The organism is Micromonospora sp. NBC_01740, from assembly GCF_035920365.1.
Classification (GTDB): Bacteria; Actinomycetota; Actinomycetes; order Mycobacteriales; family Micromonosporaceae; genus Micromonospora; species Micromonospora reichwaldensis.
This window is the reverse complement of record NZ_CP109150.1, coordinates 5,283,315-5,308,515: the sequence shown is the minus strand read 5'-3', so window position 1 is coordinate 5,308,515 and position 25,201 is coordinate 5,283,315. Positions and strand designations below refer to the sequence as shown.

General features: G+C 73.2%; 13 protein-coding genes. 7 read left to right on the top strand and 6 right to left on the bottom strand.

Annotated features, from left to right (window positions below):
* Positions 1-19: 19 nt before the first annotated feature.
* The 5 genes from OG989_RS23570 to OG989_RS23550 form a co-directional block, all read right to left on the bottom strand.
* Entirely contained in the window at positions 20-2,302 is a 2,283-nt protein-coding gene (locus OG989_RS23570) for a condensation domain-containing protein (protein ID WP_327028477.1), read from the bottom strand.
* Positions 2,299-10,686: a non-ribosomal peptide synthetase gene (locus OG989_RS23565; RefSeq protein ID WP_327028476.1), complete on the bottom strand. Its 8,388-nt coding sequence runs from the start codon at positions 10,684-10,686 to the stop codon at positions 2,299-2,301. The genes OG989_RS23570 and OG989_RS23565 overlap by 4 nt, the downstream gene beginning before the upstream one ends.
* A gap of 153 nt (positions 10,687-10,839) precedes the next feature.
* Positions 10,840-11,442, bottom strand: coding sequence for a cysteine hydrolase (locus OG989_RS23560; protein WP_327028475.1), 603 nt, complete (start codon positions 11,440-11,442; stop codon positions 10,840-10,842).
* Positions 11,443-11,453: 11 nt separating this feature from the next.
* Complete coding sequence (locus tag OG989_RS23555; RefSeq protein ID WP_327028474.1) at positions 11,454-13,535, bottom strand: amylo-alpha-1,6-glucosidase; 2,082 nt, start codon at positions 13,533-13,535, stop codon at positions 11,454-11,456.
* On the bottom strand, positions 13,528-13,899 hold the full coding sequence (locus OG989_RS23550) for a sterol-binding protein (protein WP_327028473.1): 372 nt from the start codon (positions 13,897-13,899) through the stop codon (positions 13,528-13,530). The genes OG989_RS23555 and OG989_RS23550 overlap by 8 nt, the downstream gene beginning before the upstream one ends.
* 196 nt (positions 13,900-14,095) lie before the next feature.
* On the opposite strand from OG989_RS23550, the gene OG989_RS23545 reads away from it, so the two are divergent.
* Positions 14,096-14,857, top strand: a complete 762-nt coding sequence (locus tag OG989_RS23545; protein WP_327028472.1) for a sulfite exporter TauE/SafE family protein — start codon at positions 14,096-14,098, stop codon at positions 14,855-14,857.
* A 100-nt stretch (positions 14,858-14,957) separates the two neighbouring features.
* Here the strand turns inward: OG989_RS23545 and OG989_RS23540 are convergent, their stop codons facing one another.
* On the bottom strand, positions 14,958-17,654 hold the full coding sequence (locus tag OG989_RS23540) for a sugar-binding protein (protein WP_327028471.1): 2,697 nt from the start codon (positions 17,652-17,654) through the stop codon (positions 14,958-14,960).
* A gap of 417 nt (positions 17,655-18,071) precedes the next feature.
* On the opposite strand from OG989_RS23540, the gene OG989_RS23535 reads away from it, so the two are divergent.
* The 6 genes from OG989_RS23535 (at position 18,072) to OG989_RS23510 (ending at position 25,173) form a co-directional block, all read left to right on the top strand.
* Positions 18,072-19,235, top strand: coding sequence for an ROK family protein (locus tag OG989_RS23535; RefSeq protein ID WP_151454962.1), 1,164 nt, complete (start codon positions 18,072-18,074; stop codon positions 19,233-19,235).
* Between the two features lie 50 nt (positions 19,236-19,285).
* Positions 19,286-20,335, top strand: a complete 1,050-nt coding sequence (locus OG989_RS23530) for an extracellular solute-binding protein (RefSeq protein ID WP_151454961.1) — start codon at positions 19,286-19,288, stop codon at positions 20,333-20,335.
* A gap of 95 nt (positions 20,336-20,430) precedes the next feature.
* Complete coding sequence (locus OG989_RS23525; RefSeq protein WP_151454960.1) at positions 20,431-21,504, top strand: ABC transporter ATP-binding protein; 1,074 nt, start codon at positions 20,431-20,433, stop codon at positions 21,502-21,504.
* The gene (locus tag OG989_RS23520; protein WP_327028470.1) at positions 21,501-23,294 is read left to right on the top strand and encodes an ABC transporter permease; all 1,794 of its coding nucleotides are present in this window, start codon (positions 21,501-21,503) and stop codon (positions 23,292-23,294) included. The genes OG989_RS23525 and OG989_RS23520 overlap by 4 nt, the downstream gene beginning before the upstream one ends.
* Positions 23,291-24,223 (top strand): creatininase family protein, encoded by a 933-nt coding sequence (locus tag OG989_RS23515; protein ID WP_327028469.1) that lies wholly within the window; start codon positions 23,291-23,293, stop codon positions 24,221-24,223. Before OG989_RS23520 ends, OG989_RS23515 begins: the two co-directional genes overlap by 4 nt.
* The gene (locus tag OG989_RS23510) at positions 24,220-25,173 is read left to right on the top strand and encodes an amidohydrolase family protein (protein WP_327028468.1); all 954 of its coding nucleotides are present in this window, start codon (positions 24,220-24,222) and stop codon (positions 25,171-25,173) included. Before OG989_RS23515 ends, OG989_RS23510 begins: the two co-directional genes overlap by 4 nt.
* Positions 25,174-25,201 lie beyond the last annotated feature (28 nt).

The following is a 25,201-nucleotide window of genomic DNA, read 5'->3' as shown; positions in this document are numbered from 1 at the left end:
GAGGGCCGGGCGACGTCGCTCACCGGTCGTCCAGCGCCCGGGCCAGCCAACCCGCGATCCGTTGCACCGTGGGCCGGCGCAGCAGCGAGTAGTGGTCGCCCTCGTACTCGTGGACGGTGGTCCGGGCGCCGACGTAGCGCTCCCAGCGCGGCTGCCAGCGCGGCGACGCGGCGGCCTGCACGACGGTCAGCGGCAGCTCCGCGCCCTCCGGCCGGTACCCGGCCACGGCGGTGACGTGCCGGGCGAAGGTCTCCACCCGGCGGCGCACCTCGCGCACCGGCAGCGCCACCGGGGTCACCCCGGCGTCCACCAGCCAGCGGCGCAGCAGCATCGTCTGTTCCTCGACCGGCAGCGCGGCGAGCGTCGCCGCCGTCGGCGCCGGGTGGTCCCGGCCGAGGGACGCGGCGAGGTCCGCGGCGAACCGGGCCGCCGTCGCGGCGTCGTCGGTCCCCTCGCCGGCCGGGCGCGCCTGCCCGGGCGCGGTGTCCAGCACCACCAGCAGGTCGACGGCGCGTCCGGCCCGCACCAGCCGGCGGGACATCTCGTACGCGAGCAGGCCGCCCATCGACCAGCCGCACAGCCGGTACGGGCCGGCCGGCCAGCGGGCGACGACGTCGTCCAGGTACGCCTCGGCGAGCGCGTCGATGGAGTCGCCGGTGGCGTCGGCGGCCGACTCGATGCCGACCAGGTGGTACGCGGGCAGCAGCCGGGCGAGTTCGGCGTACGCGCCGACCGTGCCGCTGACGGGGTGCGGCAGGATCAGCGGCGGGCGGTCGGTCGGCCCGCCGAGGTGCACCAGCGTGCCGGACCCCGTCCCGCCCGGCCGGGTACGCGCCGCGGGCGGCGGGGTCGCCGCCCGGACGCCTGGCACGGGCCGGCGCACCGGCAGCGCGTCGACGGTGGCGTGCGGGTCGGCGACGACCGCGTCCAGCAGCGCCACGAAGTCGTCGGCGACGGTGGCCATGTCCGCCGGGTCGAACAGCCCGTCGCGCCAGGTCCAGGCCGCCACGAGCCCGCCCGAGGCGTCGGTCAGGACGTCCAACTGCACGTCGAACTTCGCCGTGCCGGTGTCGACGTCGACCCAGGCGGTGCTCAGGCCGGCGAGCCGGGGCGGGGGCGCGGGCCGGCCCTCCACGCTGAACGCGAACTGTGAGAACGGCATCCGGCCCGGCACCCGCGCCGGGCGCACCTCGTCCACGATCCGTTCGAACGGCACCGCCATGTGGGCGTACGCCCCGAGGGTCAGCTCCCGGACCCGGTCGACCACCTCGGCGAAGGTCGGGTTGCCCGCCAGGTCCCCGCGCAGCACCACGGTGTTGACGAAGTACCCGATCCGGCTCTCGTCCGCCTCGCTCGTCCTGCCCGTCGTCGGCGACAGCACGGCGACGTCGCTGCTGCCGGTGCGTACGGACAGCAGCACCAGGTACGCGGCCAGCAGCGTCATGAACGAGGTGGCCCGCCGGGACCGACCCAGCCGGGTGAGGGCGGTCGTCACGCCGCGGTCCAGCGGGACGTCCAGCCGCCGGCCGGAGGCCAACGCCCCGGGCACCCGGTCGCGTACGCCGGGCAGGTCCAGGTCGGGCAGGCCGGCCAGCCGCTCGCGCCAGTAGGCCAGTGCCGCGTCCGGGTCCTCCGGGTCGTCGGCGAAGTCGTCCTCGTCGTCCTCGTCGTCGGGCACCGGCGGATCGAGGTCCGGCGTCTTCCCCGCCCGCAGCGCGTCGTAGGCCGTGGCGAGGTGGCTCCAGAAGACCGGGCGGGACCCGCCGTCGAAGACGATGTGGTGCACGGTGACCGCGAGCAGGTGCTCGTCGGCCCCGCAACGGATCAGCACCGCCCGCAGCAGCGGGCCGTCAGCCAGGTCGAACAGCTCGTCGTGGGCCCTCTCCAGCTCCTGCCGGACCCGCTGCTCTCGGGTCGCGGCGTCCGTCGTGCCGAGGTCGACGACCGGCACCGGCACCGGCGCGCAGGGACCGATCCGCACGAGCACCTCGTCGTCGACCATCGCGAAGGTGGCCCGGAGCAGGTCGTGCCGGTCCGTGACGGCGGCGAGCGCGCCGCGCAGGGCCGGCAGGTCCAGCTCGCCGGTCATCCGCACCACGGTCAGGATGTGGTACGCCGTGCTCGTCGGCTCCAGCTGTTGCAGGAACCAGAGCTGCCGCTGGGCCACGGTGGCGGGACCGGTCGGCGCGGCGGGCAGCCGCTCGCGCAGCAGCCGTACCAACAGGTGCCGGTGCTCCTCCGCCGGCCAGCCGGGCGGCGGTCGCAGCAGCGCGGTGACCGGGTCGGGCGACGGGCCGCTCATCGGGGCGCTCCTGTCTCGTCGTACGGCGGGCCGGGCCGGGTGGCGGCGGCCAGCGCTCGTCGGGCCTGGTCCTCGGTGAGCGCGGCGACGGCCTCGCGCAGGCCGGCCACGGTGTCCACCCAGCCGGGCCGGCGCTCGACGCGGCGCAGCTCGTCGGCCAGCCCCGCGATCGTCGGGTCCCGGAACAGCGCCGCGACCGGCAGGTCGACCTCGAACGCGGCGCCGGCCTGCGCGGTGACCTGGGTGGCCAGCAGGGAGTGCCCGCCGACGGCGAAGAAGTCGTCGCGGACTCCGATGCCCGCGACGGGGGTGCCCAGCACCGTCGCCCAGATCCCGGCGAGCTGCCGCTGCACGGCGTCGCCGGGCGGCGCGGAGCGGATGGTCGTGGGATCCGGTGCGGGGAGTGCGTTGCGGTCGATCTTGCCGTTGCGGGTGAGGGGGAAGTGGGGCAGGGCGATGATGGCGTGGGGTACGAGGTGGCGGGGGAGGGTGTGGTGGAGGGTGTCGCGGAGTTGGTGGGTGTCGATGGTGCTGGTGCTGGTGACGTAGGCGATGAGGTGGCGGCCGGTGGGGAGTGTGCGGGTGGTGACGAGGGCGGCTTCGATGTGGGGTTGTGCGCGTAGGGCGGTTTCGATTTCGCCGGGTTCGATGCGGTAGCCGTTGATGGCGATTTGTTCGTCGGTGCGGCCGAGGAATTCGAGGGTGCCGTCGGTGCGGAGGCGGCAGAGGTCGCCGGTGCGGTAGAGGCGGCTGCCGGGTGGTCCGTGCGGGTCGGGCAGGAACCGCTCCGCCGTCTGCCCCGGGCGGCCGAGGTATCCCCGGGCCAGCCCGTCGCCGGCGATGCAGAGCTCGCCGGGCGCTCCGGGCGGCACCAGGCGCAGCTCGGCGTCGAGGAGGTGGACGCGGGCGCCGTCGATCGGGGTGCCGAGGTCCGGCCGGTGGGTCCCGTCCGGGCGCACCGGCCCGGCGGTGGCGACGACCGCGGCCTCGGTGGGCCCGTAGTGGTTGACCAGGGCGTAGGGGGTGCGCGCGGAGGGCCGGGTGGTGAGGGCGTCCCCACCCGTGAGCAGCGTGCGCAGCGTGGTGGTGGGCGGCGTCGGCAGCCGCAGGACGGCCTCGGCGATCGGGGTGGGCACGAAGGCCTCGGTGAGACCCTGCCGGTGCATCCAGTCGTGCAGCGCGGCGGGGTCGAGGCGGTCGGCGGGGTCGGCGATGTGCAGGGTGGCGCCGCTGACCAGCGCGGGCCAGATCTCCCAGACCGCCGCGTCGAAGCCGAGGCTGGCGATCTGCCCGTGGTGCTCGCCGGGCCCGCTGGGATAGGTGTCGAGGTGCCACCGGACGAGGTTGGCCAGCGCGTGGTGGGCGACCATGACGCCCTTGGGGACACCCGTCGAGCCGGAGGTGTGGATGACGTACGCCAACTGCTCGGGGTGGATGTCGACCCGGGGTGCCGCCGGGGAGGCGGAGCGGTGCGGGGCGAGGGTGACGACGCCGGGGGGTGTGTCGGTGTCGTGGGGGTCTTGGGTGATGAGGATGGTGACGGCGGAGTTGGTGATGAGGTGGTGTCGGCGTGTGGTGGGTGCGGTGGGGTCGATGGGGAGGTAGGCGGCGCCGGTTTTGAGGACGGCGAGCATGGCGGTGATGGCGGGTGTGCCGGGTGGGAGGCTGACGGCGATGGGGTGGTCGGGTCGGGCGCCGTGGTGCAGGAGTTGGTGGGCGAGGTGGTTGGACCGCTCGTCGAGTTCGCGGTAGGTGATCGGGCCTGCCGCGTCGACGACGGCGAGCGCGTCGGGTTGGCGTCGGGCCGTTTCCGCCACCAGCCGGGGCACGCACCCCGGAGCGCCGTCCGACCATCCGGCCATGCCGCCCGGCCCGGTGTCCTGGACGTCCGTACCGTCAGCGGGGTCGGCCCCGACCGGCCGCGTCACACGAGCCGGGTCCGACCCGCTCCGCCGCCCCGTGGACACCGCCGCGAGCCGCCGGCGCTGGTCGTCGGTGACAACCTCCACGCTGGACAGGCGCCGGTCGGGATCGGCCAGCACGGCGGCGACGAGGGCGCGGTAGCTGTCGGCCAGGTCGGCCATCGTGCCGGGCTCGTACAGGTCGCGGGCGTAGCTGAAGTACACGTCGACGGTGTCGGTGCCCACCTCCGCGTGGACCGTGAGGTCGAACTTCGCGGTTCCCGGCTCGATCGACACCGGCCGCATCGTGGCGGTGTGCAACGGCATGGGCTCGTCGGCGATGCCCGTGGCGTTCCCGCCGGTGAAGACGGTCTGGATGAGGGGTGGGGTGTGGCGGTCGCGGGTGGGTCGGGTGTGTTCGACGAGTTTGTCGAAGGGGATGTCCTGGTGGGTGATGGCGTGCATGAGGACGGTGCGGGAGTGGTGCAGGAGTTGGCGGAAGGTGTGGTGGGGGTTGATGTCGACGGCGAGGGGGAGGGTGTTGACGAAGAAGCCGATGAGTTTTTCGGCGTCGGGGTCGGTGCGTCCGGTGAGTGGGGTGCCGATGACGATGGGGTTCTGGTGGGTGTAGCGGTGGATGAGGAGTTGGAAGGCGGCGAGGAGGACGCCGAAGGGGGTGGAGCCGGTCTGGGTGGCGAGGGTGGTGAGGGTGCCGGCGGGTAGGTGGGTGTGGTGGATGGCCGTGGGCCCGGATTCGGTGTCGGGGCGGGGCCGGTCAGTGGGTGGGTGGCAGACGGGTGGGGCGTCGCGTAGTCGTGCGGCGAATTGTTCGAGCTGTTGTCGGGCGTCGGCGCTCTGCCAGTGGTGACGCTGGCGTTGGGCGATGTCGGCGTACTGGGTGGTGAGGGGTGGCAGCGAGGGCGCGCGACCGTGGGCCAGGTCGGTGTAGAGGTGGTCGAGTTCGGTGTGGAACACGCCGACGGACCAGCCGTCGAGGACGATGTGGTGCCAGGTGAGGCAGAGCACGTGTGCGGTGTCGGAGAGTCTCAGGGCTCGACAGCGTAGGAGCGGGCCGGTGGTGAGGTCGAATGGTTGGTCGAGTTCGGCGCGCAGGATGTCGCGGACGTGGCGGTCGTGGTGGTCCGGGTGGATGTGGCTGAGGTCGTGGCGGGTGCGGTGATGCGTGGGCTCGGGGTGGACGATCTGGACGGGGACGCCGTCGTGCTCGGCGAAGGTGGTGCGCAGGATCTCGTGCCGGCGGGCGATCTCGTCGATGGCGGTGTCGAGGTGGTCGAGGTCGAGTTCGCCGTCGATGTGCCAGGCGGTCTGGGTGTTGTAGGCGGTGGACTTCGGGTCGAGGGTGTGCAGGAACCACAGGCGTTGCTGCGCGAACGACAGGACCCGACCCGGCGACGAGGTCTTGCCGCCCGGCGGGACGAGGACCGGCTCCGGCTCGCTCGGTTGCCCGGCGCCGGTCACCACCGGATCGTCCTCGCCGCCGACGGTCGACGGACCGGCCGTCACCTCGGCCCGTAGGCGGTCGGCCATCGCGGCCACGGTCTGCGCCTCGAACACGATCGCCGCCGAGACCGGCACGCCGAGGGTTTCGCGTAGCCGGGCGGCGATCATGGTGGCCTGCATGGAGTGCCCGCCGAAGGCGAAGAAGTTGTCGTCGCGGCCGGGCAGCCGGCCGATGACGTCGGCCCACACCTGCGCCACCCGCCGCTCCAGGTCGTCGCGGGGCGGCTCACCGCGCGCGGACAGGTCCGGTGCGGGGAGTGCGTTGCGGTCGATCTTGCCGTTGCGGGTGAGGGGGAAGTGGGGCAGGGCGATGATGGCGTGGGGTACGAGGTGGCGGGGGAGGGTGTGGTGGAGGGTGTCGCGGAGTTGGTGGGTGTCGATGTGGGTGCCGGTGACGTAGGCGATGAGGTGGCGGCCGGTGGGGAGTGTGCGGGTGGTGACGAGGGCGGCTTCGATGTGGGGTTGTGCGCGTAGGGCGGTTTCGATTTCGCCGGGTTCGATGCGGTAGCCGTTGATGGCGATTTGTTCGTCGGTGCGGCCGAGGAATTCGAGGGTGCCGTCGGTGCGGAGGCGGCAGAGGTCGCCGGTGCGGTAGAGGCGGCTGCCGGGTGGTCCGTGCGGGTCGGGCAGGAACCGCTCCGCCGTCTGCCCGGGCTTGTTCAGGTAGCCGCGGCTGACCACGTCGCCGGCGACGCAGACCTCGCCGGGTGCCCCGGGCGGGACCAGTTGGAGGTCGGCGTCCAGCAGGTGGATGCGGGCGCCGGCGATCGGGACGCCGAGGTCGGGCCGGTGGACCCCGTCCGGGCGGACGGGCCCGACGGTGACGGCGACGGTGGTCTCGGTCGGCCCGTAGATGTTGAACAGGGTGTACGGCGCGTGCGCGGACGGCCGGGTGGTGAGGGCGTCCCCGCCGGTGAAGATCGTCCGCAGCCGGCTGGTGGACGGGGTGGGCAGCCGGAGGACGGCCTCCGCGATCGGGGTCGGCAGGAACGTCCTCGTGACGTCCTCCCGGACCAGCCAGTCGTGCAGCGCAGCGGGGTCGAGGCGGTCGGCGGGGTCGGCGATGTGCAGGGTGGCGCCGCTGACCAGCGCGGGCCAGATCTCCCAGATCGCGGCGTCGAAGCCGAGGCTGGCCACCTGGCCGTGGCGTTGGCCGGGGCCGGTGGGGTGCGTGTCCAGGTGCCAGTGGACCAGGTTGGTCAGCGCCCGGTGGGGGACCATGACGCCCTTGGGGGTGCCCGTCGAGCCGGAGGTGTGGATGACGTACGCGACCTGCTCGGGGTGGATGTCGAGCGGGGGCGGCGTGGCCGTGGCCGTGGCCTGCGGGGCGAGGGCGACGACGCCGGGGGGTGTGTCGGTGTCGTGGGGGTCTTCGGTGATGAGGATGGTGACGGCGGAGTTGGTGATGAGGTGGTGTCGGCGTGTGGTGGGTGCGGTGGGGTCGATGGGGAGGTAGGCGGCGCCGGTTTTGAGGACGGCGAGCATGGCGGTGATGGCGGGTGTGCCGGGTGGGAGGCTGACGGCGATGGGGTGGTCGGGTCGGGCGCCGTGGTGCAGGAGTTGGTGGGCGAGGTGGTTGGACCGCTCGTCGAGTTCGCGGTAGGTGATCGCGCCTGCCCCGTCGACGACGGCGAGCGCGTCGGGTTGGCGTCGGGCCGTTTCCGCCACCAGCCGGGGCACGCATCCCAGATCACCGGGCGGGACCGGAACCGGGCTGGCGATCAACGCGTCGGCGAGCCGCTCCCGCTGGGCGGCCGTGACCGCGACCACGGTGGACAGCGGCCGGTCCGGCTCGGCCAGTACGGCGGCGACCAGGGCCCGGTAGCTGTCGGCCAGCTCGGCCATCGTCGCGGGCTCGTACAGGTCGCAGGCGTAGTCGAAGAGCACCCGGACGGCGTCCGGCTCCACCTGCACCTGGACGGTCAGGTCGAACTTCGCGACCCCCTCGTCGATCGGCAGTGGCCGCATCGTGGCGGTGTGCAGCGGCGCCGGATCGGTGCCTTCCATGGTGGTGAAGACGGTTTGGATGAGGGGTGGGGTGTGGCGGTCGCGGGTGGGTCGGGTGTGTTCGACGAGTTTGTCGAAGGGGATGTCCTGGTGGGTGATGGCGTGCATGAGGACGGTGCGGGAGTGGTGCAGGAGTTGGCGGAAGGTGTGGTGGGGGTTGATGTCGACGGCGAGGGGGAGGGTGTTGACGAAGAAGCCGATGAGTTTTTCGGCGTCGGGGTCGGTGCGTCCGGTGAGTGGGGTGCCGATGACGATGGGGTTCTGGTGGGTGTAGCGGTGGATGAGGAGTTGGAAGGCGGCGAGGAGGACGCCGAAGGGGGTGGAGCCCGTTTGGGCGGCGAGGGCGGTCAGCGTGGTGAGGGTGTCGGGGTTCAGTTGGCTGTGGTGGACGGCGGTGGGGCCGGGTTCGGTGTCGGGGCGGGGCCGGTCGGTGGGTGGGTGGCAGACGGGTGGGGCGTCGCGTAGTCGTGCGGCGAATTGTTCGAGCTGTTGTCGGGCGTCGGCGCTCTGCCAGTGGTGACGCTGGCGTTGGGCGATGTCGGCGTACTGGGTGGTGAGGGGTGGCAGCGAAGGGGCGCGACCGTGGGCCAGGTCGGTGTAGAGGTGGTCGAGTTCGGTGTGGAACACGCTGACGGACCAGCCGTCGAGGACGATGTGGTGCCAGGTGAGGCAGAGCACGTGGCTGGTGGGGGCGAGTTGGAGGACGTGGCTGCGCAGTAACGGGCCGGTGGTGAGGTCGAATGGTTGGTCGAGTTCGGCGCGCAGGATGTCGCGGACGTGGTGGTCGTGGTGGTCAGGGTGGATGTGGGTGAGGTCGTGGCGGGTGCTGTGGTGGGTGGTCGGGGGGTGGACGATCTGGACGGGGATGCCGTCGTGCTCGGCGAAGGTGGTGCGTAGGACTTCGTGCCGGCGGATGATCTCGTCGATGGCGGTGTCGAGGTGGTCGAGGTCGAGTTCGCCGTCGATGTGCCAGGCGGTCTGGGTGTTGTAGGCGGTGGACTTCGGGTCGAGGGTGTGCAGGAACCACAGGCGTTGCTGCGCGAACGACAGGACCCGACCCGGCGACGAGGTCTTGCCGCCCGGCGGGACGAGGGCCGGATCCGGCTCGCTCGGTTGCCCGGTGCCGGACACGACCGGATCGTCCTCGCCGCCGGTCGACGGGTCGGCCGTCACCTCGGCCCGTAGGCGGTCGGCCATCGCGGCCACGGTCTGCGCCTCGAACACGATCGCGGCGGGAATCGGCAGCCCGAACCGCTCGCGCAACCGGACGGCGACCATCGTGGCCCGCAGCGAGTGCCCGCCCAGGGAGAAGAAGTTGTCGTCGCGGCCCGGTGACTTGCCGAGCACCTCCGCCCACACCTGCGCCACCCGCCGTTCCAGGTCGTCGCGGGGCGCCTCGCTGACCTGCTCCGCCGGCGCGGGCAGCGCGGCCCGGTCCAGCTTGCCGTGCGGGGTGAGCGGCAGGGCGGCGAGACGGACCCACGCGGCGGGAACCATGGTCGCCGGCAGGTACCGGGCCGCGTGCTCGGCCAGCGTCGCGTCGTCCGGACCGACCTCGGGCACGACGTAGCCGACGAGCCGGGGGCCGGCCGTGCCCTCGTGCACACGGACCGCGGCGGCCCGTACGCCCGGATGACGCAGCAGCACGCTCTCGATCTCACCGAGCTCGATCCGGTGGCCGTGCAGCTTCACCTGGTCGTCGACCCGGCCGGCGAAGTGGTAGGTGCCGTCCGGTAGCTGACGCGCCAGGTCGCCGGTGCGGTACAGGCGGCTGCCCGGCGGCCCATACGGGTCGGGCGGGAAGCGCTCGGCGGTCAGGGCGGGGCGATCGTGGTACCCCCGGGCCACCCCCGGCCCACCGATGAACACCTCGCCCAGGCTGCCGGCGGGCACCGGACGCAGGTCGTCGGTGAGCAGCCGGATGGCGGCGCCCGCGGCCGGATGCCCGAGCGACGGCGGCCCGTCGCCCTCGACCGCCACCTCCCCGGCCATCGCCAGCACGGTGGCCTCGGTGGGTCCGTACAGGTTGACGGTGGTGAACGCGTGCTCGGGGCGGGGGCGGGCCAGCAGCTGCTGGCCCCCCGCGCCGAGGATGCGCAGTGCCCCGTCGGGCGGCGCCGGCCGGGTCAGCACGGCCTCGGCGAGCGGGGTGGGCAGCGTCGCCGAGGTGATCGCGTGCGCGGCGAGCCAGTCCACCAGCCGGTCGGGGTCGACCCGGGTCGCGTCGTCGGGCATCCAGAGGCTGGCGCCGGCCACCAGCGGCGCCCAGATGTCCCACACCGAGGCGTCGAAGCCGGGGGAGAACAGGTGCAGGCAGCGGTCGTCGGGGCCGAGGCGCTCCGCGTCGGCCCGCCACCGGGCCAGCCCGCGCAGCGAGCCGTGCTCGACCATGACCCCCTTCGGCAGGCCGGTGGACCCGGAGGTGTAGATCACGTACGCGAGGTCACCCGGGCCGACCGGCACGGCCGGCGGCCGGTCGGGGTACGCGGCGAGCGTGGCCCGGTCGTCGTCGAGCAGGACGACCGGGGTGCCCGGAACCACCAGGTCGGCCCGGACCAGCGACCGTACGGTGACGAGCACCCGCGCCCGGGAGTCGGTGAGCATGTGCCGGACCCGCTGCGGAGGGTAGCCGGCGTCGATGGGCAGGTACGCGGCGCCGGCGGTGAGCGCCGCCAGTACGCTGACGATCCCGTCGACACCGCGGGGCAGCAGGACGGCGACGAGGTCACCTCGGCGTACCCCGGTGGCCCGCAGGTGCCGGGCCAGCCGGTTGCTGCGTGCGCGCAACTCCCCGTAGGTGACGAGGGCGTCGTCCGTGCCCAGCGCCAACGCGTCGGCGGGATGCCGGACGATCGCCTCATGGACGAGGTCCGCGTGGTGTGGCTCGCCCCCGGCGGGCTGGCCGGACGGCCGGGCGGGGACGGGGGGCGCTGACCAACCGCTTTCCTTGATCATGATGCGCCGGATGCTGCCAGCGCGGCACGCCCGTCGTCAATGCAAACGGGCCGGGCTAGGGGCTGTCCGGGCCGTTGTCGGGGCTGGCCGGCCGCCCGCCGGAACGGCCCGGCCGGGGCGGCCGCCGGGCGACGGGCCGCCCGGCCCGACGGCTCACCTCGACAGGCGGTCGACGGCCTCGGCGGTGGTGACCACCTCGCCGAGTTGCCCCAGTGTCTCCAGGCTCGCCCGATGCGCCTCGTCGGTCGCGGCGGTGCACGCGTCGGAGACCACCACCGGCCGGTAGCCGTGGTTGACCGCCTCGAACACGGTGCCGGTGACGGAGAGGTTGGTGGCGACACCGGTGAACAGGACGGTGTCCACGCCCCGGCGCCGCAGCACGGTGTCGAGTTCGCTGCCGAAGAAGCCGGTGAGCCGGACGAGGGTGATGACGACGTCACCGGCCTCCGGCGCGAGTTCATCGACGATCCGGGCCTTCGGCGCGCCCTCGAGGTAGGCCTGCCGCTCCCGGACCATGGCGAAGCTGGGCGTGTTGGGGATGAGGTCCGGGTATCCGGGCCGGTACGCGACCCGCGTGTAGACGACGAGGCCGCCACTCGCGCGCACCGCCGCGGCGACCTGCGCCGCGTACGAGGCGACGCGGTGCCGGGAGACCTGCTCGGCGAAGAACGGACCGAACACCCCGTCGGGACTGACGACCTCGTGCTGCCAGTGGACGCCGACGACGGCGGTCCGCATCGGGTCGAGTTCTCGCATCGTCCCTCCCGTCACGGGGCGGAGAGCTGCTGCGGCGCCGGCTGGTAGCCCTGGCCGCCCGCGCTGGCCGGCCCTCTGCCGTACGCGTCGAGGCGCCCCCACCGCCCCGGAATGTCGAGCAGCGCCACAAAGTCGAGACTAGCGGGCAGAGCGGGCCTGATCACGAGGTCTTCGCCGACCGGTTGCAGCCCGAGCATCGTGCGCAACAGCAGCAGGGTGGCCCCGGCGGACCACGCCTGCGGGCTGCACGCGGTGGGATAGTTGACCGGGTACTTGGTCTCGGCCCGGCTGTAGCCGGCGAACGCCTCGGGCAGCCGGCCGTCGTAGAAGACCGCCGCGTCCAGGATCCCGGCGGCGATCCGGGCTGCCTCGTCGCCGTACCCGTAACGGCGCAGGCCCCAGGCGATGAACGAGTTGTCGAACGGCCAGATCGTCCCGACGTGGTACCCGATCGGGTTGTAGCGGCCCGCGCTCTCGGCCAGCGTGCGCACCCCCCAGCCGCTGAACAGCGCGGGCGACATCAGGTGTCGCGCCAGGGCGGCGGCCTTCGACTCGTCGACGATGCCGCTCCACAGCAGGTGGCCGATGTTGGACGACAGCGCGTCCACCTGACGGCCGTCACCGTCGAGCGCGAGGGCCATGTACTCGCCGTCGGCGACCCAGAAGTCGCGGTTGAAGCGCTGCCTGAGCTCGGCGGCGTCCCGTTCCAGCCGGTCCGCGTACGCCGGGTCGTCCCAGATCGTCCGGGCGAGCCGGGCGGTGCGCATCTTCGCGTCGTACGCGTACCCCTGCAACTCGCAGGTCGCCCTGGGGAAGCCGGGCAGCCGCCCGTCCTGGTACGAGATGCCGTCCCAGGAGTCCTTCCAGCACTGGTTCTCCAGGCCGTTGCGGGTGTTGCGCCGCTCGTAGGAGATGTAGCCGCTGCCCGTCAGGTCGGCATAGTGGTCGATCCAGTCGATCGCCGCCCGCGCCTCCTGTTCGACCGAGCGGACGAGCGCGGCGTCGCCGGTCCAGCGTTCGTACTCGTCGAGCAGCACCAGGAACAGGGGAGTGGCGTCGGCACTGCCGAAGTAGGGCGTGTGCGGCGTCTCCTCGAACACGCTCATCTCCCCGTACCGCATCTCGTGCAGGATCCGGCCGGGCTCCTCCTCCCGGAAGTCGTCGACCCGGCTGCCCTGCCGGAGCGCGAGCACCCTGAGGGTGGTGGCGGCGAGATCGGGCGCGAACGGCAGCGCCTGCAGGCTGGTGAGGATGCTGTCCCGGCCGAACAGGCTCATGAACCAGGGCAGGCCGGCGGCCGGCACGCTCCGGTCCTCGGCGAGGAAGGGGCTGAACCGCAGCGCGGCCAGGTCGATGAGGCTGCGCCGGTACGCGCCGCGCAGGGGCTCGAATCCGGATTCCAGCCGGGGCGCCTCCGCCAGCCAGTCCTTGAGCCGACGCTCCTTGTCCCGGCCGCGCGTCCGCCCCGGAATCGTGAGCCGTTCCAGCCCCCGCGGCATCGGGAGGTCCGGCTCCGCGGTCAGCCTGGTCCGCCACCTGCCGTGCGGTTCGAGGTGGACCGTGAACGTCAGCCCGTCCTCGTCCAGTTCCACCGGCGTCGTCGCGGAGACGATCGTCTCCCGCCTGAACCGCTCCCGCTCGTAGCCGAGGACGAGGCGCCCGTCGTCGACGCGCCGGTAGTGCCGGCCCTTCTTCCGCGCCGTCGCGTCCTTGACCTCGAAGACGTCCGCGAAGTCGGCGTCCACCTCGACCCGGACGGTCAGGTCGACCGGCTGGCCGGCATGGTTGGTGATGCTGAGTTCCTCGTGCAGGCCGGCGTCGAGCGTGTGTACCCGCCGCACGGAGAGCGTGCTGTTGACATAGACGTCCTGGTGGCCGGGGACCAGGTAGAACCGGTTCTCGAAGTAGTGGATGTCGTCGATGGCGAGGGTGCTCAACCGCTCCCCGTCGATCGTCAGCACCCACTTCGACAGCAGGCGCGTGTCGTGGGCGAAGAGGCCGAGCGGGGTGTCGGGCGACGGGACCATGTCGCCCGCCCGGTCACAGACCACGAAGGTCGTGCCGTCCAGGATGCCCACCTGGTCGTCACCCACGGCCGCCTCCGCCGTGACGCGCCGGCCGGGACGTGGGCGGCGGCGGAAACAGCTTCCGGACGGTCGCGAAGAGCCGGGGGCTGCCTGCCACGGCCGCCTCACCGCGCAGCACGGTGGTCAGGAAGTACGCCTCCCCGCTGGCGATCCGGTCGAACACCGCCCGGTCCGCCTCGACGACCGCGTCTCCGCCGGTCGCCTCCTCGGTGACCCGGATGTCGCCCTTCTCGATGGAGACCAGCCAGTGGGCGGTCCGGCCGTCGCGGCTGATGTCGAAGCGCACGCTGCCCTCGTCGATGCTCCTCAGCCGGCGGTCGTGCCCACGGCGTGCCAGGCCGTGGAAGAAATCCTGGGTGGCATCCGCCATCGCGATCCCTCCTCACCGGCCACCATTCCCCGCAGACGCCGCCACCGCCTCACCCGGAGAGGGTGAACTTCGCCGAAGCGGCCTCGCCGGGCCGCGCCCGCCGCCCGCCGGCCCCGCACCGCCCCGCCGTGGCCGCGTGGGGCGGCCCGGCCGACACCCGCCCCGCCGCCCGGCATCGCCACTAGCCTGAGACCCGATGGATCCCATCCAGGCGACGCTGCTCGTCGCCGCCGGTGTCGCCACGGGTGCCTTCAACGCGGTCGCGGGCGGCGGCTCCCTGATCGCCTTCTCGGCGCTGATCGCCGCCGGCATACCGCCGCTCACCGCCAAGCTGACCAGCACCGTCGCCGTCTTTCCCGGCAACGTGGCGAGCGTCGCCGGAGGGTACCGGGACCTGCCGCCCCGCGGCGAAGTCCGCCGCGTCCTGCCCGCAGCGGTCGTCGGTGGCGTCGTCGGCTCGGTGCTGCTGCTGGTGACGCCGAGCCGCGTCTTCGACGCGATCGTGCCGTTCCTGGTGATCGCTGCGTCGGCCGTCCTCGGTCTGCGGGGCCGGCTGGACGGCCTGGCCCGGCGCTCCATCCTGCGGCACGGGCGGAAACACCCGGCGGCCCTTCAGGTGTCCGTCGCCCTGAGCGGCGTCTACGGCGGCTACATCGGCGCGGGGTTCGGCATCGTTCTGATCGCCGGCCTGGCGCTCCTGCAGCGCGAACCGCTCACCCGGACGGTCGCCTTCAAGAACCTGCTGTCGGCCGTCATCTCGTTGACGGCGGTGGTGCTCTTCGTCCTCTTCGGCACCGTCAACTGGGCGGGGGTGGCGATCCTCGCCCCGGCCACCGTCGTCGGCGGCTACGTCGGTGCCCGGCTGCTGCGCAGACTTCCCGGCGGCCCGCTCAGGGCGGTGGTCGTCGCGTTCGGAGTGGTCTTCGGGCTGATCCTGCTGGGGCGTAACGTCCTGTAGACCGCGCCGCCGTGCCCGACCGACCGCAGGGGGACTCGGCCCAGACGACGGGACGGGCCCCCGCCATCCACGCGGATGACAGGGGCCCTTCCCGCACCGGTCAGGTCAGCGGGACCTGGCGGGCGAGCGCGGCGCCGCCGGCCTCGAAGGCCGCCAGGACCGAGGTGGGCGTGCCACCGGTCGCCGGGACCACGACGGTCACCGGGCGGCCGGAGGGCACCTGCACCGAACGCTCACCGAGCGACCGGTCGCCGTCCCAGGTGTGCAGGTACACCGTGCCGGCGCGGTCGGCCCGGACGGTCACCTGCACGCCGCCGGCCACCTGCCGCTGGCCGGTCAGCCGCAGCGCCCGCTCGGGCAGCCGGGTGACGGCGGCCGGAGCCACGCCGTCCACCGCCGACTGCGCGATGGTCTGCGGGCTGTGCACGCTACGGGCCGCCGTGTCCGGGAAGACCGGGGCACTGGGCTGCCGCTGGGCCGGGGTGAGACCGGGCAGGGTGACCAGGCCGTAGCGGTACGGGTCGGCCCGGACGCCGGTGAAGGTGGACCAGCCCAGCCGGGACTGGGAGCTGAGGTCCTGGGTGTCCGAGTCGTACACCAGCACGTTGAAGCCCATCCGCGCCGGGTCGATGGCGTCGGGCAGCACCGCGAATGGGATGCGCGCCTCGATGGTGTAGCCGGTGTACGGCGCGGTGACCTTGCTGACGACGGTCATCCCCGGGGCGGTCGTGGCGCCCGGTCCCTGCCGGTTGTCGGCGTCGCGCTGCCAGCACGGCGGGTCGCCGTTGGCGGGGTCGTCGGTGACCGGGAAGATGCCCGCCTTGAACACGGTGGAGGTGTCCGTCGAGTTCCCCTTCGGGTCGACGATGATCTCCACGCTGTCGGTGCGCCGCTGCCGCTTGCAGTCCTGTGGCACCACCTTCTTGCCGAGCACGTCGTCGGTGACCTGTACGAACACGACGAGCGCGTCCTCGGTGAAGGCGATCCGGCCGGTGGCCGAGGCGTCCTGTGGCGTGGTGGCCTGTCCCTCCCAGATGCGGGACAGGTCCAGCTCCTCGCCGGGGTACTCGCCGGGGGAGGCCACCCCGTCGACGGCGTGGTCGTGCCCGGCGTGCGGCACCTCGCTGGTCGGCACGATCTCCAGGGCGCCGGTCTCCACGGTGCTGCCGGCGGCGCTGGTGGTGGTGATGGTGATCCCGTAGTCGCCGCCGTCGCCGCCCTCGTTGGCGGTCGGCAGGCTGGCGTCGCTGTTGGTGACGGTGAAGGTGACCGCCCCGGTCGCGCCCGGCGCCAGGGCCGCGTAGCTCTTGGTCGGCGCGTCGGCGGTGAAGCCGGCCGGCAGGCCGAGGGCGACGGTGCCGCTCTGGGCGGTTTCGCCGTGGTTGCGCAGGTCGACCCGGACCGTCCGGCTCTTCCCGGAGCCGAGGGTCAGCACCGGCTTGATCAGGGTGTCCAGCTGCGGATAGCCGCTGTCGCCGGCCCAGGTGCGGAACAGCCCCACCTCGGGCAGCGGCTCCAGGGTGCCGCGCACGTCGGCGACCACCCGGACCGCGCGGTCCGTACGGCCGGTGCCCTGCCCGGTGCTCAGGGACGCGCCGACGAGGTGCTGCTCGTTGGTGTCGGCGCCGGCGGGGACGGTCACGGTGAAGGTGACGGTCCGTTCCTTGCCAGCCGGTACGGCGCCGCGCACCGCGCCGGAGCCGCTGGCGGTCCAGCCCTGCGGCAGCCGCAGGGAGACCCGGGGCGAGGTGAGGGCCCGGTTGCCCGGCGCCCGCACGTGCGCGGTGACCTCGACGCTCTGCCCGGGGGCGAGGTCGAACCGGTCGGCGGTCAGGTAGAGCTCGGTGCCCTTGGGCAGCCCGCCGGCGGCCGGGGGCAGGACCGAGCCGCGCAGGATCGCCTCGGGCGAGGTGTCCGCCGGGTCGTACGGGACACGGCTGTCGACCAGGGTGTAGAAGTCGCAGCGGATCTTGGCAGGATCGGTGGGGGCGGCGGCGGTGTTGGCCCAGCCCTGGGTCACGTAGTCCCGGCGGGCGTCGACCTCGACCTCGGCCCAGGTCTTGCCGCCGGCGCTGCGGGCGCCCTCCCAGACGCCGAACACCTGGTCGGTCGGGACGGCCGGCACGAAGCCGGTGGCGCACTGCGGCCCGGTCGTCGAGCTGCCGCTGCCGCCCGTACGCAGGAACTTTGCCGCCCGGAACGGCTTGAGCCCCTCCTTGGTGACCTGCTCCGGGAACGCCTTCGGGTCGGCGGCGGCGTGGAACGCCTCGGCGGCGAAGCGGGCGGCCTGCTGGTGGTTGCCGTGGTTGCCGGGCGTGGGCGACGGGTTCATCGTCATGACGATCTCGGGCCGGGTCTGCCGGATCACCCGGACGATCTGGGCGAGGGTGTCGTCGTGCCCCCAGATCTGCTCGGACAGGGGCGCGGACGCGGTGTACCAGAAGTCGACGCGGTCGAGGTTGTAGAGGTTCTCCACCCCGGCGCGGCCGATCGCGGTGCGTTCCTCGCGCTCGCGGATGATGCCCAGCGGCGGGCCCTCCTCCAGGCCGACGGCGTTGCCGCCGCCCTCACCGCGGGTGATGGTGACGACGCCGGCCTTGGCGCCGTGCTTCTCCTTCCACTGGCCGAGGGTGGCGAGGCTGCCGGCCTCGTCGTCGGGGTGCGCGCTGACGAAGAGGACGTCCAGGTCGACGGCGTCGGTCGGCCGGGCGTCGGGGGGTGCGGCGAGGGCCACGGCCGGTGTCCCGGACAGGGCCAGGGCGAGCGCCGTGGGTAGCAGGAACGCCTTGAGACGCATGCGGATCCTTTCGCGTGACGCGAGGTCCGGGCAGCGGCCGGCGACGTCGGACGCGGGGCGTCGACGTGGGGGTCGCGGTCGGACGGTGAGAGGGCGGGCAGGGGCGCCGGGGCACGAGGGAGCGCCGGCGTCACCTCAGGTACGCAGCGGCACGGGGGTCCGTACACACTGGAAGGCCTTCGCCCGGTGACGCTAGGGACCGGCGCGGCGGCCCGTCAATGCTTTGCAAGGTCTTTCTTTATTTGCGAAAGAAACTAACCCCCCGCCATCCGAGGTGTTGCGGGCGGTGAGTGCGCCCGTCCGGCGGCCTCCCCGAGGCCCAAGGAAGGGCGTTTCTGCTGCTCAAGAAGGAGGCCGCAAGGTAACGAGACGGTTTCGTTACTTGACTCGATAGTTCGTTCGCCGTAGGAAGGAAGTGTGACTGACGTGGTGACGCCACCAACGAGCCCGGTGAGCCGGGAGCGGTCGAAGGAGATCAAGCGGTTGTCCGTGATCTCCACCGCCCGCCAGGTGCGGGTGCTCTCCCGCGCCGAGCTGACCGAGCTCACCGGGCTGAGCCCCGCCACGCTCACCCCGCTCGTGCGCGAGCTGATCGCCGAGGGGTACCTCATCGAGCGCGGCCCGGGGACCTCCCGCACCGGCCGGCCACGGGCGATGCTGGAGTTCAACCCGCGGGCCGAGCTGGTCGCCGCCGTCTCCCTGGAGCCGTCCCGGATCAGCTGCGAGATCGCCGACAGCGACGGCGCCGTCATCGCCCACCGGGCGGTCCGGCTCGCCGGCGACATCGTCGACACCATCTGTCGCTCGGTGCCCGAACTCGCCGGCGACGGACTGCCGGCGCTGCGCGGGGTGGCCATCGCCGCGCCCGGCATCTCCACCGGCGGCGCCGTGCGCCTCGCCCCCTCGGTCGGCCTCGTCGAGGGCCGGCCGGTGGGGGAGTCGGTGCAGCGGCGGCTCGGGGTGCCGGTGGTGGTGGACAACGACGTGAACCTGATGGCGGCCGGCGAGCACGCCGTCGGCGCGGGCAGCGACGTCGCCGACCTGCTGCTGCTGCACGTGGCCGACGGCATCGGCGCCGGCCTGGTGCTTGACGGGCAGGTCCGCCGGGGCGCCGGCGGGGCCGCCGGCGAGGTCGGCTTCCTGCCACTGGACCCGACCGACCGGGGTCACGACGGGATCGGTCCGTTCGAGGCCCGCTGGTCGGAGAACGCCATCGCCGAGCGGATGGTGGCCCTGGCCCCCGGGCGGCGGCCGGACTCGCCGGTGGCCGACCTGGTGGCGCTGGCGGCCATCGACGACCGGGCCGCCGCCTACCTGGACGACGTGCTCGCGGCCTGGTCGCGGCTCATCGTCTCCTGCGTCTGCGTCGTCGACCCCGGGCGGGTGCTGCTCAGCGGGGCCGCCGCCCACCTCGACGACGCCGCCGTCGACCGGCTCCAAACGCTGGTCACCGCCGCCGCGCCGAGCAGCACCGAGGTGCGCCGGGCCGTGCTCGGCGACCGGGCGGTGCTGCACGGGGCGGTCAGCTACGCCCTCTCCGCGGCTGCCGCCGGCATGCCGACACTGCTGCCGACTCCTTGACCACACACCACGCACACCGCAGTTCCCCCCACACCCCTCGGAGGTACCCCATGAGACGTCGACTTCTCCTCGCCGGTGCGCTCGCCACCGTGCTCGCCGCCGGCACCGCCTGCGGCGGCGGCGGTGGTGACGACACGGCCGGCGGCGCGAGCGCCGAGAAGCTGACCATCTACACGGCCCGCGACAAGAAGGTCTCCACCTACGTGGTGGACCAGTTCACCGCCAAGTACCCCGAGTACAAGGGCAAGGTCGAGATCCTCAACCTGGGCGCCCAGGAGATCCTGGAGCGGGTCCGGGCGGAGAAGGCCAACCCGCAGGCCGACGTCTGGTGGGGCGGCACCCAGCAGGGGCTCTCCGCCGGCGCCGGCGAGGACCTGCTGACCTCCTGGCAGCCGGCGTTCGCCGCGAAGATGGACCCGAAGTACAAGGACGCCGAGGGCCGCTGGTTCGGGGAGATCCTGCTCCCCGAGGTCATCATGTACAACAACAAGGCGCTCACCCCGGAGCAGGCCCCGAAGGACTGGGACGACCTGCTGAAGCCGGAGTGGAAGGACAAGATCATCATCCGGGACGTGGCCGCGTCCGGCACGATGCGGTCGATCTACGCCGCCATGATCATGCGGCAGTCCCCGGACGGCAGCAACCCGCAGCCCGGCTACGACTGGCTCAAGAAGCTCGACGCCAACACCGGCGCGTACGCGGCCAACCCGACCGACCTCTACCTGAAGCTCTCCCGCCAGCAGGGCGTGCTCAGCGCCTGGAACCTCCAGGACGTCCTGCTCCAGGCCAACCAGTCGAACATGCCGTTCGGCTACGTGATGCCCGCCTCCGGCGCCCCGGTGCTGGTCGACGGCATCGCCGCGGTCAAGGGCGGCAACACCACCGGCGCCCAGAAGTTCATGGAGTTCCTCTTCGACGACAAGCTCCGCGCCGACCTGGCCAAGGACTACTACCAGATCCCGGCCGTGGACATCGCCGAGAAGCCGGAGTGGCTGGCCCAGCTCGGCCTCAAGCCGCTGGACGTCAACTGGGACGTGATCGGCAAGAACGAGACCGAGTGGATCAACCACTGGAACGGCCAGATCAAGAACAAGGGCTGACCGCCCGGGCGTCCCGGGGGCGGGCCCGTCCCGCCCCCGCGCCCCCCCATCCTGACGACCGTCCAGGTCCGGTACCGCACGAAGGAGAGGACCTCATGATCGATGTCACGCTCGAGTCGGTGAGCAAGCGCTTCGCGCGCGGCGGCGACACCGCGGCCGTGGACGACGTCGACATCACCATCGCCGCCGGGGAGTTCTTCACGCTGCTCGGCCCGAGCGGCTGCGGCAAGACCACCACCCTGCGCATGGTGGCCGGGTTCTACTTCCCCACCTCCGGCCGGATCCGGTTCGGCACCGAGGACGTCACCCGCCGGCCGCCGAACAAGCGCGACACCGGCATGGTGTTCCAGAACTACGCCCTCTTCCCGCACATGAGCGTGGCGCAGAACGTCGCGTACGGCCTGAAGATCCGCAAGGTCGGGCGGGTCGAGGCGCGGCGGCGGGTCGAGGAGGCGCTCGGCCAGGTGCACCTCGCCGGCTACGGCGACCGGCGCATCGACGAACTCTCCGGCGGCCAGCAGCAGCGCGTCGCCCTGGCCCGGGCGCTGGTGATCCGGCCCCGCACCCTGCTGCTCGACGAGCCGCTGTCGAACCTCGACGCCAAGCTGCGCGAGGAGACCCGGGTCGAGATCCGCCGCATCCAGCGCGAGGCCGGCACCACCTCCATCTACGTCACCCACGACCAGGCCGAGGCGATGGCCATGTCGGACCGGATCGCGGTCATGCAGTCCGGCCGGGTACAGCAGATCGGCGCCCCGCAGGAGATCTACCACCGCCCGGCGACCAGCTTCGTGGCCCGCTTCATCGGCCGCAGCAACGTGCTCACCCTGCCGGTGGTCGCCGCCGACGCGCAGAGCGTCACCGTGGGGCTGCCCGCCGGCGGCGAGATCACCGCGCCCGCCCCGACCGACCACGGCCTGCGCCAGGGCGACACCGCGTCGGTGTCCGTCCGGCCCGAGCACATCGGGCTGACCTCGGCCACCGAGGCGGGCGCGCTGCCCGGCCGCGTCACGGAGGTGGAGTTCACCGGCATGGCGACCAACCTCGTGGTCGACGTGGCCGGCGAGCCCGTGCAGGTCGCCGCGATCGACGTGCCGGCCGGGATCGCCGCCGGCGACCAGGTCGGGCTGCGGCTGAACCGGGAGCGGATGTGGGTGGTGCGCCCGTGAGCACCCTCCCCGCCACCCCCAGCCCGGCGACCGTCGCGCCGATCACCGGCGAGCCGACGCCGCCGCGCGGCCCGCGCCGCCGGCTCGCCGAGCGGTTCGCCGGGGGCACCGGCTCGCGCTGGTTCCCGTACGTCCTGGTCTTCCCGCTCGCCCTGATCCTCTTCGGGTACGTGGTGCAGCCGATGTTCGCCACCTTCGCCGAGAGCGTCGGCGTGGACGGCGTGGAGAACTACGGCAGCTTCGTCACCGGCGGCGGGGTCGCCCGGTCCTCCCTGGTCACCTCGCTGATCATCTCCGCGGCCAGCGTGCTGCTCTGCGGCGTCGTCGGCGTGGCGATGGCCTTCCTGCTCAAGCGCTTCTCGTTCCCCGGCCGCAAGCTGATCGAGGCGATCATCCTGGTGCCGGCGGCGCTGCCGCCGCTGATCGGGGCGATCTCGTTCCAGCTGCTCTACAGCGAGACCGGGATCCTGCCGCGCGGCCTCCAGCAGCTCTTCGGCGCCGAGAACCCGGTGCTGCCGTTCAGCGGCATCGCGGGCGTGCTGGTCGTGCACACGTTCACCATGTACCCGTACTTCTACCTGTCCGCCTCGGCCGCGCTGTCGGGCATGGACCCGTCGGTGGAGGAGGCGGCGTACAACCTGGGCGCCGGCCGGGTCCGCGTGTGGCGCACGGTGCTGCTGCCGATGCTTACCCCGGCGCTGGTCTCCGCCTCGCTGCTGGTCTTCATGACCTCGCTGGCGTCGTACACCGCCCCGCTGCTGTTCGGGGTGGACCAGACGATGACCATGCAGATCTACATCAACCGCACCAACGGCGACCTGCCGATGGCCTCCACGTACGCCTCGGTGCTCGGCGTGGTCTCGGTGCTGTTCCTGCTCGGCATGCGCTGGTACGAGGGGCGGCGCAGCTACCGCTCCCAGTCCAAGGGCGTCGCCGCGCACCGGCGCGAGATCACCAACCCGCTGGGCAAGTGGCTCGCCCTGGCCGCCTCGGTCCTGGCCACCGCGGTCCTGCTCGCGCCGGTGGCGACCATCGCCCTGGTCGCGTTCTCCGAGGACGGCTCCTGGACCACCGAGGTCATCCCGGCGGCGTACACCACACAGAACTTCGTCACGATCTTCTCCGACCCGGCGGCGTTCCAGCCGATCCTCAACTCGTTGCAGATGAGCCTCATCGCCACCGTCGCCTGCGTCGTCGTCGGCGTGCTCATCGCGTACGCGGTGCGCCGGCTGGACTTCCGCGGCCGGGGACTGCTGGACGTGGCGGTCATGCTGGCCTGGGCGCTGCCCGGCACGGTGGTGGCGATCAACCTGATCTCGGCGTTCAGCACGGGCAACGCGTTCAGCTTCGGACAGGTGCTGATCGGCACCTTCTGGATCATGCCGCTGGCGTACTTCGTGCGGTTCCTGCCGCTGGTGTTCCGGTCCAGCTCGGCCACCCTGGCGCAGATCGACCCGTCGCTGGAGGAGGCCGCGCGCAACCTGGGCGCGTCCTGGTGGCGGGCGTTCGGCACGGTCACCCTGCGGCTGATGCTGCCCGGCGTGGTGGCCGGCGCGCTGCTCGCCTTCGTGCACGGCGTCGGCGAGTTCGTCGCCTCCGTGCTGATCTACACCTCCGAGACCGCGCCGATCTCCGTCGAGATCAACAACCGGATGTACTCGTTCGAGGTCGGCACCGCCGCCGCGTACGGCATGCTCCAGGTTGTCCTGATCTTCGTGGTGATGGTGGTCTCCGGTCGCCTGGAGGGCGGCCGGCGCTCCAGTCGGGAGGCGGCCAAGTGGACGGCGTGAGCGCGGCCTGGCCGACGGGCGGCGGGCTGGTCCCCGCCGCCCGGATCCCCGGCGGGGAACTCGCGGCGGTCGCCGAAGCGGCGGACTTCGCGGTGCTCCCGGTCGGCGCGGTCGAGTGGCACGGCCCGCACCTGCCGCTCGGCACCGACCTGATCCTCGCCGAGGGCTTCGCCGCCGAGAGCGCGATCTCCGGCGGCGACGGCGCGGCGGCGCCCGGCGACGGCGGCGCGACTCCGGCCGGCGATCGGGCCACGGCGGCGGGCCCGCGCGGGGTGCTCTTTCCCGCCGTGCCGTACGCCGCCTGCCCCGGCCAGACCCGGCCGTGGCCCGGCACGGTGTCGATCCGGCCCGAGATCGCGGTCGGCTACCTCGCCGACGTGATCGAGGGGATCGTGGCCGCCGGCTTCCCCCGCCTGCTGATCGTCAACGGACACGACGCGAACATGTCGACCGTCCGCGCCGCCATGGAGTGGGTCTCCGGGCGGCGCACGGCGAGCCTGCTGCTGGTCAACTGGTTCCAGCTGGTCACCCCGGCCGAGACCGCCGAGCTGTACGGGCCGCTGCCGTCGCGCGGCCACGGCGGGGCGTACGAGACCTCCGGGGTGCTCGGCTTCGACCCCGACGCGGTCCGCCTCGACGCGGTCGCCGACCTGCCGCCGAAGCCGAAGCTGCCGGTGACCCACCCGTACGTGCTGGTGGAGTCCCGGCCCGACCCGTGGCAGGGCTGGTCCGGGCACATCTCGCTGGCCGGCGAGGAGGCGGGCCGCCGCGTCCGGCAACTCGCCGGGACGCGGCTGCGCGAGGTCGTCGCCGCCTGGGTGGCCGCCCCGCCGCCCGCCCCGCCCACCGACGCCCCGCTGCCCGCCGAAGTGGCACCGGCCGCGGACGCGCCGTCGGCCGGCGGGCCCGAGCCCGAGGAGGCACCGTGACCGTCGACCGTGGACTGGACGTCGTCGACTTCCACCTGCACTTCCGCATCGGCGCCGACGAGACGATCCGGGCCTGCGAGCACGCCGCCGACATGCACCCCGGCGGCGAGCACGAGCGGGCGGTCCGCGCCGCCGCTTCCGCCCCGTACGCGCGGCAGTGGCGGCAGGCGTGGGGCTTCCCCGACCCGGAGCCGCCCGCCGAGCGCTGGCAGGACGAGGCGGACCGCTGGGCCGAGGAGCTGCGCGCGGTGAACGTGCGCCGGGCGGTCTTCGTCACCGGCGGCGGCAACGACACCGTCGCCGACGTGGTGGACCGCCACCCCGACCTGCTGCTCGGCTTCGCCCACCACGACCCGTACGGCGCGGGCGCCGCCGCCGAGCTGGAACGCGCCGTCACCGAGCGCGGCCTGCGCGGGCTGAAGCTCTTCGCCCCGCTGCTGCCCGGCCCGCTCGACGACGAGTCCCTCGACCCGCTCTGGGGCGCCGCCCAGCGCCTCGGCGTGCCCGTGCTGATCCACATCGGACACTACGGCAGCGCCGGCGGCCTCTCCCACGGCCGGTACGGGGGCCCGGACGAGCTGGCCCGGATGGCCCGCCGCTTCCCCGAGCTGGCCGTGGTGGTGCCGCACTTCGGCGTCCAGCACGTGCAGGACCTGCTCTTCGCCGCGTGGGGCTGCCCGAACATCCACGTCGACACCTCGGGGTCGAACCAGTGGGTGCGCTGGATGCCGTACAAGCTGACGCTGGACGAGCTGTTCCGGCGTTGCTACGAGACCATCGGCCCGCACCGGATCGTGTTCGGCAGCGACTCGTCGTGGTTCCCGCGCGGGTACGTCACCCGCTACCTCGACGACCAGCTGCGGATCTGCCGCGAGCTGGGGCTGCCCGACGACCACCTACGCGCGATCTTCGCCGGGAACGCCGAGCGCCTGCTCGGCCTGGACGACTGACCGGCTGACGCCCGGGAGCGGCGCGCGA

Bases quoted from the DNA above. Each gene is read 5' to 3' on its own strand.
- OG989_RS23570 (WP_327028477.1), bottom strand. From the start codon at position 2,302: ATGAGCGGCCCGTCGCCCGACCCGGTCACCGCGCTGCTGCGACCGCCG.
- OG989_RS23565 (WP_327028476.1), bottom strand. From the start codon at position 10,686: ATGATCAAGGAAAGCGGTTGGTCAGCGCCCCCCGTCCCCGCCCGGCCG.
- OG989_RS23560 (WP_327028475.1), bottom strand. From the start codon at position 11,442: ATGCGAGAACTCGACCCGATGCGGACCGCCGTCGTCGGCGTCCACTGG.
- OG989_RS23550 (WP_327028473.1), bottom strand. From the start codon at position 13,899: ATGGCGGATGCCACCCAGGATTTCTTCCACGGCCTGGCACGCCGTGGG.
- OG989_RS23545 (WP_327028472.1), top strand. From the start codon at position 14,096: ATGGATCCCATCCAGGCGACGCTGCTCGTCGCCGCCGGTGTCGCCACG.
- OG989_RS23540 (WP_327028471.1), bottom strand. From the start codon at position 17,654: ATGCGTCTCAAGGCGTTCCTGCTACCCACGGCGCTCGCCCTGGCCCTG.
- OG989_RS23530 (WP_151454961.1), top strand. From the start codon at position 19,286: ATGAGACGTCGACTTCTCCTCGCCGGTGCGCTCGCCACCGTGCTCGCC.
- OG989_RS23525 (WP_151454960.1), top strand. From the start codon at position 20,431: ATGATCGATGTCACGCTCGAGTCGGTGAGCAAGCGCTTCGCGCGCGGC.